Source organism: Streptomyces sp. NPDC047061 (assembly GCF_040643955.1).
GTDB lineage: Bacteria > Actinomycetota > Actinomycetes > Streptomycetales > Streptomycetaceae > Streptomyces.
The window spans coordinates 199,110-214,700 of the sequence record NZ_JBEYVI010000004.1 but is presented as its reverse complement, the minus strand read 5'-3'; the positions used below and the strand labels follow the sequence as shown (position 1 = coordinate 214,700).

Here is a 15,591-nt window from a genome sequence, read left to right as displayed (position 1 = left end):
ACTGACGCAGAGTCAACTAGCCTTGGTCGCGCGGTTCTTGGCGCGCGAGAACCGGGACGGTCCGAGCCACGAGGGGGGAGGCTCGGACCGTCCGTTATGCGTAGCCGGATCCGTGGAGGCGTCCGTAATCCGGTCACCGGTCCGACTCGTCGAGTGCGCGCAGCACATCGGCCACGAGATCTTCGGGATCCTCCGCACCGACCGACAGCCGGATGAAGCCCTCCGGTACGTCGTCCCCGCCCCAGCGTCGCCGCCGCTCGGCCGTGGAACGCACCCCGCCGAAGCTCGTGGCATCGTCGACCAGCCGCAGGGCCTGAAGGAAACGCTCGGCACGCGCGCGCGTGGGCAGCGTGAAGGAGATCACCGAGCCGTAGCGGCGCATCTGCTGCGAGGCGATCTTGTGTGCGGGATCGTCGGACAGCCCGGGATAACGCAGGCCGGTCACCTCGGGCCGCTCGCGCAGTGCCTCCGCGAGCAGCAGGGCGGTCGCGTTCTGCCGGTCCACCCGCAACTGGATGGTGGCGAGGGAGCGATGGGCCAGCCAGGCCTCCATGGGCCCGGAGATCGCCCCGATGATCTTGCGCCAGCGGCGTACGGCGGCCATGGCCGCCGCGTCGCGCCCGGCGACGTACCCCAGCAGTACGTCCCCATGGCCGGTGAGCTGCTTGGTGCCGCTGGCCATGGAGAAGTCGGCACCCAGCGCCAGCGGCCGCTGCCCGAGCGGGGTGGCGAGGGTGTTGTCGACGGCGACGAGGGCGCCACGCGCGTGTGCGGCCTCGGCGAGGCGCCGGATGTCGCAGACGTCGAGCCCGGGGTTGCACGGCGTCTCGATCAGCAGCAGCTTCGCCCCGTCCAGGGCGTCGAGCTGGGCGTCGCCGGCGGTCGGTGCGGTGCGCACCTCGATGCCGTACGCCTCCAGCTGGGCGCGGACCAGGGGCAGCACCTGATAGCCGTCGGAGGGCAGCACGACCGCGTCCCCGGCGCTCAGCTGCGAGAAGAGCACCGCCGCGACGGCCGCCACACCGGAGGCGAACACCAGCGTCTCGACGTCCGCCTCACCGGGCGCCTCCAACTCGCCGATGGCCCGCTCCAGATGGGTCCAGGTCGGGTTCTCGTCGCGCCCGTAGGCGTACGGTCCGCTCACCTCGCCCGGCAGATGGAAGTGCGCGGCGAAGACCGGCCCGGGCAGGGTCGGCTCGTTCTTGACCGGCTCGGGCAGCCCCGCGCGCACCGCCCGCGTGCCCTCGCCCATGGCCGCCTCGCTCATGCCGCCGTTCCCTCCACTTCGTCCCGCACCGCGGCGAGCAGCCCCTCGCTCGCCGCCTCCACCATCTCAAGGCACTCCTCGAAGCCGTCCAGACCGCCGTAGTACGGATCCGGTACGTCGAGGTCGTCGCCTGCCGCCGGGTCGTAGGAGCGCAGCAGACGCACCTTGCGCGCGTCCTCCTCGGTGGGGGCCAGCCGCCGCAGGGCCTTGAGGTGACCGGAGTCCAGGGCGATCACGAGGTCGAGCCGGCCGAACCAGGACGCCTGGAACTGGCGGGCGGTGTGGTCGCTGCCGTAGCCGTGCTCCGCGAGGACGCGGACGGTGCGGGGGTCGGCGCCGTCGCCCTCGTGCCAGCCGCCGGTGCCGGCGCTGTCGGCCTCGACACGGTCGTCGAGCCCGGCCTCGGTCACGCGGGCGCGGAAGACGGATTCGGCCATCGGGGAACGGCAGATGTTGCCGGTGCAGACGAAGCAGACGCGGTAGGTCATCGGGTGCTCAGTCCGAGTCGGGAAGGACCATGTTGAGGGCCCAGGACACGATCGAGATGATCAGACCGCCCAGGACGGCCGTCCAGAAGCCCTCCACGTGGAAGCTGAGGTCGAGCTTGTCGCACACCCACGACGTCAGCAGCAGCATCAGCGCGTTGACCACCAGGGTGATCAGGCCGAGGGTGAGGATGAACAGCGGGAAGGTCAGGACCTTCACGATCGGCTTGACCAGGAAGTTCACCAGGCCGAAGACCAGGGCGACCAGGATCAGCGTCCAGACCTTCTTGGCGGTGCTGTCGCCGGTCAGGGTGATCTTGTCGAGCAGCCACACGGCGACCGCCAGGGCGCCCGCGTTGGCGATCGTCTTGACTACGAAATTCTTCATGTGTCTGATCGTGGCAGAAGAGATCGGATGCAAATAGTGAGGCGAGGGCGACAACTGAGATGAAGGCATTCCGGCTGGACGAACTGGAGGCGGAACGCGCCGCCAACGACGGGGCATACCTGCAGTTCCTGCGGGAACGGAACATGTCGGTCGGTCTCTACGCCCTCGACGCGGGCTCGCACGACCCGCAGCAGCCGCACAACCAGGACGAGGTCTACTTCGTCGTCAGCGGCCGCGCCGCGATCACCGTCGGCATGGAGACCACGCAGGTGGCGCGCGGCAGCGTGGTGTACGTTCCGGCCGGGGTGGCCCACAAGTTCCATCACATCAGCGAGGATCTGAGGGTTCTGGTCGTCTTCTCTCCCCCCGAGGCCTGACCTCGGCTCTAGGGGTTCCCTAGGGGAAGGGTCAGGGGAGGACAAGGGATCAGGGACCTCCGAACGGCCCCCTCGCGGCTCTAGCATCGAGTGCAGGACATCGCATCGTGCGGGACGCACGAGACCGTACGTGCCGGAGCGCACCAGAAAGCGGAGGACAGGGCAATGCGAGAGATCTTCACGGGTCTGCCGTGGTGGGTGAAGTGGATCGCGGTGCCGGTCATCGCGCTGGTCGTGTTCGGCGGCCTGATCACGGCCGTGATCAGCTGGGTGGTCTTCCTGCTCTTCAAGCTGCTGATCTTCGTGGCGCTGGTCGGCGGACTGATCTACATCGTGCGGAAGTTCATGTCGAACTCCTCGTCGAAGAGCGACTGGTGAGGACCGTGGGAATCGGTGGCCGGTAACAGGAATCACCGGTTCCCTCGGGGGAGGGAAGTTTCCCGTACAGCCGGACCGGGAGCGGTGGCGGACGGTTAGAGTCGCTGACCCCCTCGCGCTCCGGGAGTGACCCTTGGCCACGCTTGACGCCGCCCCCGCACCCACGGAACATCCAGCACCCCCCGCCCAACGACGTTCCAGCACACCCCCCGTGCAGCGGCCGGCCGGCCCGGTCGACCCCGCACAGCCACACTCGGCCACGCTCATCGGCTCCGTGCAGCGCGCGATGCGCCTGCTGGAGTGCGTCGCCGGACACGCGCACGGCGCACCCGCCAAACAACTGGCCCGGGAGACCGGCCTCGCGCTGCCCACCGCCTACCACCTGCTGCGCACCCTCGTTCACGAGGGCTACCTGCGCCGCGACAAGGGGCTGTTCTTCCTCGGTGAGGCGGCGGAGCGGCTGAGCAGCAGCGGGGCGCAGCAGAAACGTCGCAGCGCGGTCGCCGACACCCTCGCCCACTGGCGCGATTCGATCGGTGTCCCGGTGTACTACGCCATGTACCGGGACGGCGAGATCGAGGTCATGTGCGTCTCCGACTCCCCGGGGACTCCGGCGGTCGAGGAGTGGGCCGGCTTCCGCGAGACCGGGCACGCGCACGCCATCGGCCAGTGTCTGCTCTCCCAGCTGGACGAGGACGTCCGCCGCGACCATCTCGGCCGCTATCCGGTGCGACCCCTCACCCCGTACACGGTCCGTGACGACCAGACCCTGCTGCGGCGGCTGGAGCGGACGCGGCGGATGGAACCGGTGGTGGAGCGCCAGGAGTACGCACTGGGGACGGTGTGTGCGGCGATCCCCCTCACCGTCGGCACCACGGCCGCCACGATCGCCGTCTCCCTCCCTCTCCACCAGGCCGACCGGCTGCTGCCCGCCGTCCGGCAGTTGCAAGGCGAAGTGGGCCGGCATCTGGGGTCCCTGGCGATCGCTATCAGTATCTGAAAACTCACTCCTTGTGATCTCCCGTGTACTTTCAGCAAGATTTGACCACCATCAAGGGATAAATCCCGGCCAGTCGGTGTCATATGACGGGGTAGGCAATGCGCGAGTCCGTACAAGCAGAAGTCATGATGAGCTTTCTCGTCTCGGAGGAGCTCTCCTTCCGCATCCCCGTGGAGTTGCGCTACGAGACCTGTGATCCCTATGCCGTCCGGCTCACCTTCCACCTGCCCGGGGATGCGCCGGTGACCTGGGCCTTCGGCCGGGAGCTGCTGATCGACGGGGTGGGGCGGCCGTGCGGCGAGGGCGATGTGCACATCGCGCCCGCCGATTCCGAGGTGCTGGGCGAGGTGCTGATCCGGCTTCAGGTCGGCGGCGACCAGGCGGTGTTCCGGTCCTCCGCACCTCCGTTGGTGGCTTTCCTCGACCGTACGGACAAGCTGGTGCCGCTCGGCCAGGAGGGTTCACTCGCCGACTTCGACGCCCACCTCGACGAGGCCCTGGACCGCATCCTGGCCGAGGAACAGAGCGCCGGCTGAAGCGTTACGGCACGGGGCGCACGCCGCTCCGCCGAGCCGCGTGAGGACGCGCAGGAACGCTTCTGCGCGTCCGGTGCGAGGCCCCTGCCGGCACGCTTCTTCTCATGCGGACCGTCCGTGCCTCACCTCGTGCCTCGTGGACGGCCTCCTCCCGGGCCGTCCACCGCGCCTCACCGCTTCCGGCGCCGTCCCCGTCCGGCCCGTGCCGCGGTCGGCGCGGGCTCCACGGACACGGCTGTCTCCGTGCCCGGCCGGTCGGCGGACACCACCAGGGCCGCGAGCAGCGTGGTGACCGGCACCGAGGCGACCAGGCCGATCGAGCCGACCAGGGTGCGCACGATCTCCTCGGCGACCAGCTCGCTGTTGGCGACCGTGGCCACACTGCTCTGCGCGATCGAGAAGAGCAGCAGCAGCGGCAGCGCGGCACCCGCATAAGCCAGAACGAGGGTGTTGACGACGGACGCGATGTGGTCACGGCCGATGCGGATGCCCGCCCGGTACAGCCCGCGCCAGCCCATGGTCGGGTTGGCCTCGTGCAGTTCCCAGACGGCCGAGGTCTGGGTCACCGTCACGTCGTCCAGGACACCCAGCGAGCCGATGATGACACCGGCCAGCAGCAGACCGCTCATGTCGATCGACGGGTACAGGCCGTGGATCAGGCCGGTGTTGTCGTCGGTGTTGCCGGTGAGCGCGGCCCAGTCGATGAACTCCGAGCCGAGCAGTCCGATCAGGCACAGCGAGACCAGTGTGCCGAGCACGGCCACCGAGGTCCGGGCCGACAGCCCGTGGCAGATGTACAGGGCGATCAGCATGATGGCGCTCGACCCGACCACCGCCATCAGCAGCGGGTTCGATCCCTGCAGGATTCCCGGCAGGATGAACAGGGTCAGCACCAGGAAGCTGACCGCCAGCGCGACCAGCGCCATCACACCGCGCAGCCGGCCCACCACCACCACGGCGAGCGCGAAGATCCCGGCCAGCAGCGCCATCGGGAACTTCCGGTTCACGTCGGTGACGGAGTACTGGAGGTCCTTGGGCGCGGAGGGCTCGTACGCGGCCACGACCTTCTCGCCCTCGTGCAACTGCCGCGACTGGTCGGGCTGCACGATCTCGGTGAAGGTACGGCCCTTGTCCTTGCCGGCGTCGACCCGGACCGTGGCCTTCTTGCAGGTGTCTCCCTCCTCCTTCGAGGAAGTGCCGTCGGCGGTGGAGGTGTCTCCGGCCGAGCCGCCGCCGGAGGCGTTGACCGACTTGCAGCTGACCGAGACGACCTTGGTGACCGTCGCCGCCTGCGTCTGGCGGTCGAAGCCGACGCCGGTGCGCTCGTGCGGCGGGGCACCGCCGGGCCACAGCACCACCAGGCCGACCGCGACCGCGGCGGTGAAGGGGATCAGGATCGCCGCGATGACCTTGCGCAGATGCTTGGAGACGGGTGCGGCGGGGCCGTGGCTGTGGCTGTGCCCGTGCGAGTGGCCGTGACCACCGCCGGGCCCGGAGCCGCTCTGGCCGGTGCTCGGACCGGGCGCATGGCCATGGGGCCGGCCGTTGGCCGCATGGCCATGGGCCTCTCCGTGGCCGTGACTGTGACCGGGGGCCTGGCCGTTGTCGTGATGGTGGGTGTGGCTGAGGGCGTGCCCCTGGTCGTACTGCTCGCCCTGACCGTGGGTGTGTCCGTCACCGGCACCATGGCCCCCGTGGCCGGGTCCGCCGCCCTGCGCGGCGCCGTTGCCGCGCCGCGGCTCGGGCGGCGGATAGGGGTGCTGCTGTGTCGAGGTCACCGCCCGATCATCGCAAGAACGGCAGGGGCCCTCTGTTCACCGCGCCCGAATTGACGCTAGCGTGGAGGCACCTTTGCACACGCGGGAGCTCGGAGCACCGGGCTGAGAGGGCGCTGACCTCCGTATTCGCGATGTTTCACGTGGAACGAGTGATGTTTCACAGGAAACGCCGCCCGACGGAAGCCGCTGCGTCGACCGCCGAACCTGTTACCGGGTAATGCCGGCGTAGGGAGTAGGTCTCATGACCAACAAGGACGCACGCACGCCTGCCTTCAGTCAGGACGAACAGCCCATTTCGGGTGAAAAGTCCCCGGAGGCCGGGAAGTCCATCGGCTGGCACAAGGGGTATGTCGAGGGCACCCGCCCCGATCTGCGGGTGCCGGTCCGTCAGGTGCACCTCACCAACGGGCAGTCGGTCACGCTCTACGACACCTCGGGCCCGTACACCGATCCGCTCGTCGAGACCGACGTCCGCAGGGGCCTGCCGCCGCTGCGGGAGAACTGGATCATCGCCCGCGGCGACACCGCCGAGTACGCGGGCCGGCCCGTCCGTCCCGAGGACGACGGGATCAAGCACACCTCGCCGCGTGGTGGCCTGCGCAACCTGGACGCGGTCTTCCCGGGCCGCCCGCGCCAGCCGCGCCGCAGCCGGGACGGCGAGGCGGTGACGCAGCTCGCGTACGCCCGCCGGGGTGAGATCACCCCGGAGATGGAGTACGTGGCCATCCGCGAGAACGTTTCTCCCGAGGTGGTCCGCGAGGAGATCGCGGCGGGCAGGGCCGTACTGCCCGCCAACGTCAACCACCCGGAGATCGAGCCGATGATCATCGGCAAGCGGTTCCTGGTAAAGGTCAACGCCAACATCGGCAACTCCGCGGTCACCTCCTCCATCGAGGAGGAGGTCGAGAAGATGACCTGGGCGACCCGCTGGGGCGCCGACACGGTCATGGACCTCTCCACCGGCCGCAACATCCACACCACCCGCGAGTGGGTGCTGCGCAACTCCCCCGTCCCCATCGGCACGGTGCCGCTGTACCAGGCCCTGGAGAAGGTCGACGGCAGGGCCGAGGAACTGACCTGGGAGATCTACAAGGACACGGTCGTCGAACAGGCCGAGCAGGGCGTGGACTACATGACCGTCCACGCGGGCGTACGCCTCCCGTACGTGCCGCTCACCGCCAACCGCAAGACCGGCATCGTCTCGCGCGGCGGCTCGATCATGGCGGCCTGGTGCCTCGCGCACCACAAGGAGTCGTTCCTGTACGAGAACTTCGAGGAACTCTGCGAGATCCTCGCCGCCTACGACGTCACGTACTCCCTGGGCGACGGCCTGCGCCCCGGCTCCATCGCGGACGCCAACGACGAGGCCCAGTTCGCGGAGTTGCGCACGCTCGGGGAACTCAACCGGATCGCGAAGCGTTTCCACGTACAGACGATGATCGAGGGCCCGGGCCATGTCCCGATGCACAAGATCAAGGAGAACATCGACCTTCAGCAGGAGATCTGCGATGAAGCTCCGTTCTATACGCTCGGCCCGCTGACCACGGACGTCGCACCGGCGTACGACCACATCACCTCCGGCATCGGTGCCGCGATGATCGCCTGGTGGGGCACGGCGATGCTCTGCTACGTCACACCCAAGGAGCACCTGGGCCTGCCCAACCGGGACGACGTCAAGACCGGCGTCATCACCTACAAGATCGCCGCCCACGCGGCCGACCTCGCCAAGGGCCACCCGGGCGCGCAGGAGTGGGACGACGCGCTGTCCGACGCCCGCTTCGAGTTCCGGTGGGAGGACCAGTTCAACCTCGCCCTGGACCCGGACACGGCCCGAGAGTTCCACGACGAGACCCTGCCGGCGGAGCCGGCGAAGACGGCCCACTTCTGCTCGATGTGCGGGCCGAAGTTCTGCTCGATGAAGATCTCGCAGGACATCCGGCGCGAGCACGGCGGGAGTCGGGACGAGGTCGAGGCGGGGATGGCTCAGAAGTCGAAGGAGTTCGCGGCTGCGGGGAACCGGGTGTATCTGCCGATCGCGGACTGAGGGCGGACCCGGGAGTGTGCCGGAGGCTCGGGAAGCGGGCTTCGGCACACGGCCCGGCCGTCGGGACCGCCCCGGCTACCGGGCTCGCCATGCCTCGGCGTGGGCCGGCACGTACGCGGCGAGTTCGGGTGGGTTCAGGTCGAGTGCGGTCACGGCGGTGAGGTCCAGCGGGATCCGGACCGGCTCGAAGTCGCCGGTGTCGGGGGCGTCCACCTCGGGGCCGTCGCGGCGGTCCTGGTCCATGTCCAGCAGGTCGGCGAGGAAGAAGTGCTGGGTGACGGTGAGCGTCCCGCCCGGTTCGGTCACGGTCAGGAGAGGCGTGGCGGGGCCGATCGTGGCGCCGATCTCCTCCATGACCTCGCGGCGCAGTGCCGCTTCGAGACCGGCGTCGTCGGGTTCTACGCCGCCGCCCACCGTCGTCCAGTACGGGGAGCCACCCGGCCATCCCCGGCGCAGGAGAACCAGGTGGTCACCGTCGAGCAGGACCACGCGCACCTTGTGACGGAGCTTCATGGACGGACCTTCATAGGGGGACGGCAGTGCCTTTCACGGGATCAGGACGAGCTTTCCGGTGGTGCGGCCGGCCTCGATCGCGCGGTGGGCCTCGGCGGCCTCGGACAGCGGGTAGGTGTCCTGGACGAGTATCCGCAGCCTGCCCGCCTCGATACGTTCCGTGATCCGTTCCAGCAGCTCACCGGAGGGGGCGGCAGTGACCCACACGTAGCGCATCCCGCGCTCGGCCGCCTGGCGTTCGTCCGTTCCCGGGTCGATCGACGCACCGACGAGCAGGCCGCCGGGGCGCAGCACATCCAGGGAGCGCGGCCCGTAGGACCCGCCGACCAGGTCCAGAACCGTGTCCACCGGAGCCACGGCGGACTCGAAGCCGGTGGTCGTGTAGTCGATCAGCTCGTCGGCACCCAGCCCGCGCAGCAGGTCGTGCCGGCCACCCCGGGCCGTGCCGATGACGTACGCCCCCAGCTCCTTGGCCAGCTGCACCGCGACATGGCCGACGCCACCGGCCGCCGCATGGATGAGCACCCGGTCACCGGGCCGGACCCGCGCCAGCACGGCCAGTGCCTGCCAGGCGGTCACCGCGGCGAGGGGGACGGCACCCGCGACCGCCAGATCGACGTTCCCGGGAGCGGGGGCCAGCGCCCCGGCCGGTACGGCGGTGAACTCTGCGTACGCACCGCGCCGGGAGACCGGCAGCATGCCGTACACCCTGTCGCCCGGGGCGAACCGTGTCACGCCCTCGCCGACCCGCTCCACGGTGCCGGCGACATCGTTGCCCGGCGTCCACGGCAGCTCGACCAGCTCCGGCACCCGGCCGGAGCGGAGCACCGCGTCGCCGGGATTCACCCCGGCCCCGGCGACCCGCAGCAGGACCTCTCCGGGGCCCGGCTCCGGTATGCCGGTCTCGGCGTACTCCAGCGTCTCGGGACCACCGAACACGGACTGGACGACGGCATGCATACGGGCGGACATCGGATCAGAGCTCCTCGGCGACGGGTAGCGGCAGGCCGCGGAGGGCAGCGGCGGGTCGCGGTCGTTGTGGTCGTTGTGGTGGCCGCGGCGGCCGCGGCGCGTTCCATGCTCGACCTCGGCAACTGCCCTGTGGAAGAAGGCACTTTCCTGATATCGAGGTTCCTCATGGATACCGGCTTCGACCTGAGAGAACACGGCGGCGTGGACGTCTTCCTGCGCGACTGCCCCACCCGTGCCGTGCTGGACGTGATCGCCGGCAAGTGGACCATGCTGGTGCTGGTGGCCCTTGCGGACGGCCGGCCCATGCGGTTCGCGGAGCTGCGCAGACGGCTGGACGGCGTGACGCCGAAGGTGCTGACGCAGACCCTGCGCGCGCTGGAGCGGGAGGGACTGCTGACGCGCACGGTGTATCCGACGGTGCCGCCGCGGGTCGAGTACCGGCTGACCCGGCTGGGCCGGGAGGCGGGCGGGCTCGTGCAGCGCATCACCGACTGGTCGCAGGCGAACGTGGCCGCCATGCAGGCGGCGCGGGAGGAGTTCGACGGGCGGGCTGCCCGTCAGCTCCCCGGCGCGGCCTCCTAGACCGGTTGTCCGGCCTGCGCCCCCTGGCCGGGGGCGCAAGCCGGGGTCATTCCGGCTGGTGTTCCGGGCCTCCGAAGTCCGGGCTGGTGTAGTCCGGGCTGGTGAAGCTCGGGCGGGGGGCGGGTGCGGCGCCGTCGTCGGTGCTGAAGCCGGGACGGTCGTAACCGAGCCGCGGCATCCGGCCCGCCGGGCTCGGCGGGGCGGTGCGCCGCAGTCCGGCCGTGCCGGTGTCGGTGGCCAGCGCTTCCCGCAGGAAGGGCAGGATGCCGCGCTCCAACAGGGCGTCCCGCCAGGCCTCGCGGGCCTTGGCCACCTCCCCGCCGGGTTCGCCGTAGGCTCCGGCCTCCAGCGAGGGGCTGTTGCGCAGTGCGGTGAGCAGCAGTCCCGCGCCGGCCATGATGATGGCGGCCGCGGTCACGACGCCGAACACCCAGCCCGCGGTGAGCATGGTCTGGGCGAACGCCGGTGCCGGGTCCAGCATCTTCAGGACGTAGCCGACGAGCAGGAAGATGGCGGCGGCGGTACCGGCGAGCACGGGCGCCAGGACCAGGGCGAGGGCGAAGCCTCCGGCGCCGGTGGTCTCGGCGGCCTCGCCGAGGGTGGTGGCGAGCCCCATCGCGCCGCCCGCGCCCGGCTCCACGGAGCCGGGTTCGTGGACGGCGGCCGGGGTGGACCGCGCCGGATTGCGCAGTTCCTCGCGGACCTTCACATAGTGCTGGTACTCGGTCGCCGCGGCCGCCGTGATCAGAGTGGTGGCGTTGAGCGCCATGGTGCGCAGCTGTTCGGTGTTCAAACGCTGGCCTATACCGGCCAGTTCGGGACGGTACTGGGCGGAGCGCAGCGCCTCGTCGAGGATCCGCTCGTACTCCTGGCGGTCCTCGCTGTGCAGGTGCTGCGGAACGCTGTTCATGTGCATCCCCCGATGCTCCGTAGGGCTGGTGGCTCGCACGGCGGCGAGCCGTCGGGCAGAAACGGAGGGGAGCCTGCTACGGATAAACCGATGGTAGAGCCGTTACGGCACGCGGTGACAGGGGGTTGCCGGAAATTGGGGATGTCCCGCGTGTGACGTCGGGGGGATCGAACAGCCCGGCGAAAGCTCAGTTGTCCAGCGGAAGTTGCCTCACCAGCAGCTTTCCGGCCATGGTCACGCCACCGTCCATGGCGATGGCGAGCCCGTCGGCGTAGACGTGCGGTCCCTCCACAACGGGGCCGTTGCCCTCTTCGCCCTCCTCGGAGCCGACTTCCCCCAGCAGATAGGGAATCGGGCTGTGTCCGTGAACGATGCGGGTGCCTCCGTACGTATCGAGAAGGGAACGGACGGCGTCTGCACCCCCCTCGTCGCGGAAGGAGAAGCGCTTGGTGAACTTGCGGAACAGATCCCACACCTCGTCCGCGTCATTACGCGTGATGGTCTCGCGGACCGTGTCGTTGACCGCCTCGATCGAGTCGCCGTAGTCGAGGTAGGCGGTGGTGTCGGAGTGGACCAGCAGATAGCCGTCGACCTCCTCGACGGCGTCCAGGCGGGCCATCCACTGCAGGTGGTGGTCCTGGAGCCGGTCCATGTCGGTCTTCTGGCCGCCGTTGAGCAGCCAGGCCGCCTGGAAGGTGGCGGTGCCCGCGCCGGAGTTGACGGGGGTGTCGCCGAACCGCTTGGCGCCGAGCAGCAGCAGCTCGTGGTTGCCCATGAGGGCCTTGCAGTAGCCGCCGGCCGCGGCCGCCTCGGCGGACAGCCGCATCACCAGGTCGATGACGCCGATGCCGTCCGGACCCCGGTCGGTGAAGTCGCCGAGGAACCACAGCCGGGCGGTGCCCGCACACCACTGCCCGTCCGCGTCGATCAGACCCTGCTCGCGGAGCGCGGCGAACAGCTCGTCGAAGTAGCCGTGCACGTCACCGACCACGAACAGCGGGCCGGGGCCGTTCCCGGGCTGCGCGGCGGGGCCGGCGGCCGGTTCGACGGGCGTCTGGAGCGTGTCGCCGCGGTGGATGACCGGCAGGTCGCGCTGGGTGGGTGTGTACCCGTCCGGATATCCCTCGGGGTACATGTCGTCGAGCGGTGGGACGACGTCGCCGGGGTGGGTGCTGGGGGCGTACGGACCGGTCTCGTTGACGTACCCGGGCACCCGGAAGTCGCGCAACGTCGCCGTCCGCTCCGCCTCGGGTCCCTGACCGGCCCCCTGAGTCATCAGACCCCTCCACCATCGCGCCGCATCTGCACCGCTTCGGACTGCCTGGTCGCAGCGGCCCGCGGTGTCGTGGGCCCATCATAGGAATGCCCGTCGCGCCGTGTGATGACCCAGGGGTGGTGAATCCGGGCAGGACTCCGGTTCAGCGTGGCTTTCGCCCCGGTTGGGCAGGGGTTCGACCCCGTACCGTTCAGCTGCCGGCCGCCGTCCGATGCCGCCCGGCAGCTGTGCCGTCCCGCTCTTCGCACGCCCGTGCTACTCCTCCTCCGGTGCCCGCGGCGGGCTGACCGTGGTGCGCTGGGTGCGTCGCTGGGAGGAGGTGCGCACGATCAGTTCGGTCGGTATCACCTGCTCGACCGGCTGGTCCGACTCGACCCCCTCGATCGCGTCGATGAGCAGCTGCACCACCGCCGTGCCGATGCGGCGCGGCTTCAGGGAGAGCGTGGTGATGGGCGGCTCGGTGTTGGCGTACACGGTCGACTCGCTGCAGCACACCAGGAGCAGGTCGTCGGGGACGCGCAGCCCGTAGCGGCGGGCGGCGGCGAGCAGGTCGGTGCCGTTGGGGTCGAAGAGGCCGTAGACGGCGTCGGGGCGGTCCGGGCGGGCCAGCAGACGGTCGGCGGCGACCGCGCCCGCGCACGGGTCGTGCGCCGGGTAGGCCTCGTAGACCGGGTCCTGGCCGACGCGCTCGCACCAGCGCAGGTAGGCGGTGGTCGACAGGTGCGTGTACGTGTCCGTCGTGGTGCCCGTGAGCAGGCCGATCCGGCGGGCGCCCGCGGCGGCGAGATGGTCGAGGATGCCGAGGACGGCGGCCTCGTGGTCGTTGTCCACCCAGGCGGTGACCGGGAGGGAGCCGGCCGGGCGGCCGTCGGAGACCACCGGCAGGCCCTGCCGTACCAGTTCGCTGACCACCGGGTCCTGGTCGGAGGGGTCGATGACGACCGTGCCGTCCAGGGCGACGTTCGACCACACGTCGTGGCGCGAGGTCGCGGGCAGGATCACCAGGGCGTAGCCGCGGGCGAGCGCGGCCGAGGTGGCGGCGCGCGCCATCTCGGCGAAGTACGCGAACTCGGTGAAGGTGAAAGGTTCATCCCCGTACGTCGTCACGGTCAGGCCGATGAGTCCCGACTTGCCGGTACGGAGGGTTCGGGCGGCCGCCGAGGGACGGTATCCCAGCCGGTCCGCGACTTCTCTGACATGGCGGCGGGTGGCATCCGGGAGCCGCCCCTTGCCGTTCAGGGCGTCGGAGACGGTCGTGATGGAGACTCCGGCGGCGGCGGCCACGTCTCTGATGCCCGCCCGGCCCGGCCGGCTGCCTCGCCGAGAGGTTTCCGCGCGGCTCACCTGGTGCTTCCCTGCTGCTGTCATGGCGAGCCGATAGTAGGGCTCATGCGGTGGGGTAGTGCGGACGCATATGCACGCGTTGACAGGCACGTTTCTGCAAGGTCAATACGGGTCAACTACCTTAGAAAGAAAGTCAGTTGAACGATCCAATAGTGAGACGTGACTTGTCGGCACGGATGGGCCTGCCAAGTGCCCGATGTTTCGAAGAGGTCTCAACTCACCTGCACGGGTGATGCGCGCCACGGCGCGAGCCACCGGCGCGTAGATATATGTAGGGCGCGCCCCCGAAAAATGCGCCTTCGTACGGTGATGCCCGTGATGCCAGTGGGACGGATGGGGTTCGTCCGCTCCGGTTCGTCCCCCACCCGGCTGCCGGGTCGCTCCGGTTCCGCGCGCTTCTTCGCTGTACGCGGCGGCGCCGAATCCTCATAAGGTGAGCAGTATTGGATGTCGGCGGTGCGGACGGTCCGCCGGTGGTCGCGAGGAGGACTGCGGTGAGCGAGACGAGCCCCAAGCTGCGCGCCGAGCTGGAGGGTATCCCCACCTACAAGCCGGGCAGGCCGGCGGCGGCCGACGGTCCGGTCGCGTACAAGCTCTCCTCCAACGAGAACCCGTATCCCCCGCTGCCCGGCGTGATGGAGTCGGTCACCGCGGCCGCCTCCTCCTTCAACCGCTACCCGGACATGGCGTGCACCGGGCTGATGAACGAGCTCTCGGACCGCTTCGGTGTCCCGCTCACCCACCTTGCCACCGGCACCGGGTCGGTCGGCGTCGCCCAGCAGCTGATCCAGGCCACCAGCGGCCCCGGCGACGAGGTGATCTACGCGTGGCGGTCTTTCGAGGCTTACCCGATCATCACGCAGATCAGCGGTGCCCGGTCGGTCCAGGTGCCGCTCACGCCGGGTGATGTGCACGACCTGGACGCGATGGCGGACGCGATCACCGACCGCACCCGCCTGATCTTCGTCTGCAACCCGAACAACCCGACCGGCACGGTGGTGAAGCGGGCCGAGCTGGAGCGGTTCCTGGACCGGGTGCCGGGTGACGTGCTGGTGGTCCTCGACGAGGCCTACCGGGAGTTCATCCGCGATCCCGAGGTGCCCGACGGCGTCGAGATCTACCGGAAGCGGCCGAACGTCTGCGTGCTGCGCACCTTCTCCAAGGCGTACGGCCTCGCCGGGCTGCGCGTCGGCTTCGCGATCGCGCACGAGCCGGTGGCGGCGGCGCTGCGCAAGACGGCGGTCCCCTTCGGCGTGAGCCAGCTCGCCCAGGAGGCCGCGATCGCCTCGCTGCGGGCCGAGGACGAGCTGCTCGGCCGGGTCGGCTCCCTGGTGTGCGAGCGGCAGCGCGTGGTCGAGGCGCTGCGCGGCCAGGGCTGGACGGTGCCCGAGACCCAGGCCAACTTCGTGTGGCTGCGGCTGGGGGAGCGTACGACCGCCTTCGCGCAGCTCTGCGAGGAGCACGGCGTGGTAGTCCGGCCGTTCCCGGGCGAGGGTGTGCGGGTGACGGTCGGCGAGACCGAGGCGAACGACATCTTCGTGAAGGTGACAGAGGCGTTCCGCAAGGAGCTGTAGAGCCCGCGTGGCCGGCGGGGGACTCTCCGCGGGCCACGGTGGGTGTCGCGGGTGCGGGGTCGTACGGCCGGCATGAGGGCCGGACGGCCCCGTACGCGTCTCCCGGAGGGTGCCGAACGGCTCAAGTGCGACCCCCCTTCGATGGTCGACCATCAGTGCGTCATAAT

16 protein-coding genes and 1 riboswitch are annotated in these 15,591 nt (G+C 70.1%); of the genes, 7 read left to right on the top strand and 9 right to left on the bottom strand.

Annotation, left to right across the window (positions count from 1 at the left end; all coding sequences use genetic code 11):
* Positions 1–133: 133 nt before the first annotated feature.
* The 3 genes from ABZ887_RS09505 to ABZ887_RS09495 are packed head-to-tail and all read right to left on the bottom strand — an operon-like array spanning position 134 to position 2,140.
* The gene (locus ABZ887_RS09505; RefSeq protein ID WP_361285172.1) at positions 134–1,267 is read right to left on the bottom strand and encodes a cystathionine gamma-lyase; all 1,134 of its coding nucleotides are present in this window, start codon (positions 1,265–1,267) and stop codon (positions 134–136) included.
* On the bottom strand, positions 1,264–1,755 hold the full coding sequence (locus ABZ887_RS09500; RefSeq protein ID WP_361285169.1) for a low molecular weight protein-tyrosine-phosphatase: 492 nt from the start codon (positions 1,753–1,755) through the stop codon (positions 1,264–1,266). Before ABZ887_RS09500 ends, ABZ887_RS09505 begins: the two co-directional genes overlap by 4 nt.
* Positions 1,756–1,762: 7 nt before the next feature.
* On the bottom strand, positions 1,763–2,140 hold the full coding sequence (locus ABZ887_RS09495; RefSeq protein ID WP_361285166.1) for a phage holin family protein: 378 nt from the start codon (positions 2,138–2,140) through the stop codon (positions 1,763–1,765).
* 59 nt (positions 2,141–2,199) lie between these two features.
* Here ABZ887_RS09495 and ABZ887_RS09490 point away from each other — a divergent pair, with 59 nt between their 5' ends.
* From ABZ887_RS09490 to ABZ887_RS09475, 4 genes are all read left to right on the top strand, one after another.
* The gene (locus ABZ887_RS09490) at positions 2,200–2,517 is read left to right on the top strand and encodes a cupin domain-containing protein (RefSeq protein WP_089100494.1); all 318 of its coding nucleotides are present in this window, start codon (positions 2,200–2,202) and stop codon (positions 2,515–2,517) included.
* A gap of 165 nt (positions 2,518–2,682) precedes the next feature.
* Positions 2,683–2,895, top strand: a complete 213-nt coding sequence (locus tag ABZ887_RS09485; protein WP_089100495.1) for a DUF5326 family protein — start codon at positions 2,683–2,685, stop codon at positions 2,893–2,895.
* A 211-nt stretch (positions 2,896–3,106) separates the two neighbouring features.
* Positions 3,107–3,895 (top strand): helix-turn-helix domain-containing protein, encoded by a 789-nt coding sequence (locus ABZ887_RS09480; RefSeq protein ID WP_361285162.1) that lies wholly within the window; start codon positions 3,107–3,109, stop codon positions 3,893–3,895.
* Between the two features lie 98 nt (positions 3,896–3,993).
* Positions 3,994–4,431, top strand: coding sequence for an SsgA family sporulation/cell division regulator (locus ABZ887_RS09475; protein WP_189262811.1), 438 nt, complete (start codon positions 3,994–3,996; stop codon positions 4,429–4,431).
* Positions 4,432–4,601: 170 nt separating this feature from the next.
* On the opposite strand, the gene ABZ887_RS09470 is transcribed toward ABZ887_RS09475, so the two are convergent.
* Positions 4,602–6,209, bottom strand: coding sequence for a YibE/F family protein (locus ABZ887_RS09470; protein WP_361285159.1), 1,608 nt, complete (start codon positions 6,207–6,209; stop codon positions 4,602–4,604).
* A gap of 71 nt (positions 6,210–6,280) precedes the next feature.
* Positions 6,281–6,458: riboswitch (TPP riboswitch) on the top strand.
* Between ABZ887_RS09470 and thiC the strand changes: the two genes are divergently transcribed.
* Positions 6,451–8,253 carry a phosphomethylpyrimidine synthase ThiC gene (gene thiC, locus ABZ887_RS09465; protein WP_361285157.1) on the top strand — a complete coding sequence of 601 codons (1,803 nt, stop codon included), beginning with the start codon at positions 6,451–6,453 and terminating at the stop codon, positions 8,251–8,253. It overlaps the preceding riboswitch by 8 nt.
* Positions 8,254–8,328: 75 nt before the next feature.
* On the opposite strand, the gene ABZ887_RS09460 is transcribed toward thiC, so the two are convergent.
* Complete coding sequence (locus tag ABZ887_RS09460) at positions 8,329–8,766, bottom strand: NUDIX hydrolase (RefSeq protein ID WP_361285154.1); 438 nt, start codon at positions 8,764–8,766, stop codon at positions 8,329–8,331.
* 33 nt (positions 8,767–8,799) lie between these two features.
* On the bottom strand, positions 8,800–9,738 hold the full coding sequence (locus ABZ887_RS09455; RefSeq protein ID WP_361285151.1) for an NADP-dependent oxidoreductase: 939 nt from the start codon (positions 9,736–9,738) through the stop codon (positions 8,800–8,802).
* Between the two features lie 165 nt (positions 9,739–9,903).
* Here ABZ887_RS09455 and ABZ887_RS09450 point away from each other — a divergent pair, with 165 nt between their 5' ends.
* Positions 9,904–10,320 carry a helix-turn-helix domain-containing protein gene (locus tag ABZ887_RS09450; RefSeq protein WP_361285148.1) on the top strand — a complete coding sequence of 139 codons (417 nt, stop codon included), beginning with the start codon at positions 9,904–9,906 and terminating at the stop codon, positions 10,318–10,320.
* A 46-nt stretch (positions 10,321–10,366) separates the two neighbouring features.
* Here ABZ887_RS09450 and ABZ887_RS09445 read toward each other — a convergent pair whose 3' ends face one another.
* The 3 genes from ABZ887_RS09445 to ABZ887_RS09435 form a co-directional block, all read right to left on the bottom strand.
* Positions 10,367–11,236, bottom strand: a complete 870-nt coding sequence (locus ABZ887_RS09445) for a hypothetical protein (protein ID WP_361285145.1) — start codon at positions 11,234–11,236, stop codon at positions 10,367–10,369.
* Between the two features lie 181 nt (positions 11,237–11,417).
* Entirely contained in the window at positions 11,418–12,506 is a 1,089-nt protein-coding gene (locus tag ABZ887_RS09440) for a metallophosphoesterase (protein ID WP_361285143.1), read from the bottom strand.
* 255 nt (positions 12,507–12,761) lie between these two features.
* Entirely contained in the window at positions 12,762–13,874 is a 1,113-nt protein-coding gene (locus ABZ887_RS09435) for a LacI family DNA-binding transcriptional regulator (RefSeq protein ID WP_293988594.1), read from the bottom strand.
* A 470-nt stretch (positions 13,875–14,344) separates the two neighbouring features.
* Between ABZ887_RS09435 and hisC the strand changes: the two genes are divergently transcribed.
* Positions 14,345–15,424 carry a histidinol-phosphate transaminase gene (hisC, locus tag ABZ887_RS09430; protein ID WP_361285139.1) on the top strand — a complete coding sequence of 360 codons (1,080 nt, stop codon included), beginning with the start codon at positions 14,345–14,347 and terminating at the stop codon, positions 15,422–15,424.
* Positions 15,425–15,591: the final 167 nt, after the last annotated feature.

Coding starts and splice junctions, on each gene's coding strand:
- ABZ887_RS09455 (WP_361285151.1), bottom strand. CDS start 9,738: ATGTCCGCCCGTATGCATGCCGTCGTCCAGTCCGTGTTCGGTGGTCCC.
- thiC (WP_361285157.1), top strand. CDS start 6,451: ATGACCAACAAGGACGCACGCACGCCTGCCTTCAGTCAGGACGAACAG.
- ABZ887_RS09440 (WP_361285143.1), bottom strand. CDS start 12,506: ATGACTCAGGGGGCCGGTCAGGGACCCGAGGCGGAGCGGACGGCGACG.
- ABZ887_RS09485 (WP_089100495.1), top strand. CDS start 2,683: ATGCGAGAGATCTTCACGGGTCTGCCGTGGTGGGTGAAGTGGATCGCG.
- ABZ887_RS09500 (WP_361285169.1), bottom strand. CDS start 1,755: ATGACCTACCGCGTCTGCTTCGTCTGCACCGGCAACATCTGCCGTTCC.
- ABZ887_RS09450 (WP_361285148.1), top strand. CDS start 9,904: ATGGATACCGGCTTCGACCTGAGAGAACACGGCGGCGTGGACGTCTTC.
- ABZ887_RS09445 (WP_361285145.1), bottom strand. CDS start 11,236: ATGCACATGAACAGCGTTCCGCAGCACCTGCACAGCGAGGACCGCCAG.
- ABZ887_RS09475 (WP_189262811.1), top strand. CDS start 3,994: ATGCGCGAGTCCGTACAAGCAGAAGTCATGATGAGCTTTCTCGTCTCG.
- ABZ887_RS09495 (WP_361285166.1), bottom strand. CDS start 2,140: ATGAAGAATTTCGTAGTCAAGACGATCGCCAACGCGGGCGCCCTGGCG.
- ABZ887_RS09490 (WP_089100494.1), top strand. CDS start 2,200: ATGAAGGCATTCCGGCTGGACGAACTGGAGGCGGAACGCGCCGCCAAC.
- ABZ887_RS09460 (WP_361285154.1), bottom strand. CDS start 8,766: ATGAAGCTCCGTCACAAGGTGCGCGTGGTCCTGCTCGACGGTGACCAC.
- ABZ887_RS09435 (WP_293988594.1), bottom strand. CDS start 13,874: ATGACAGCAGCAGGGAAGCACCAGGTGAGCCGCGCGGAAACCTCTCGG.
- ABZ887_RS09505 (WP_361285172.1), bottom strand. CDS start 1,267: ATGAGCGAGGCGGCCATGGGCGAGGGCACGCGGGCGGTGCGCGCGGGG.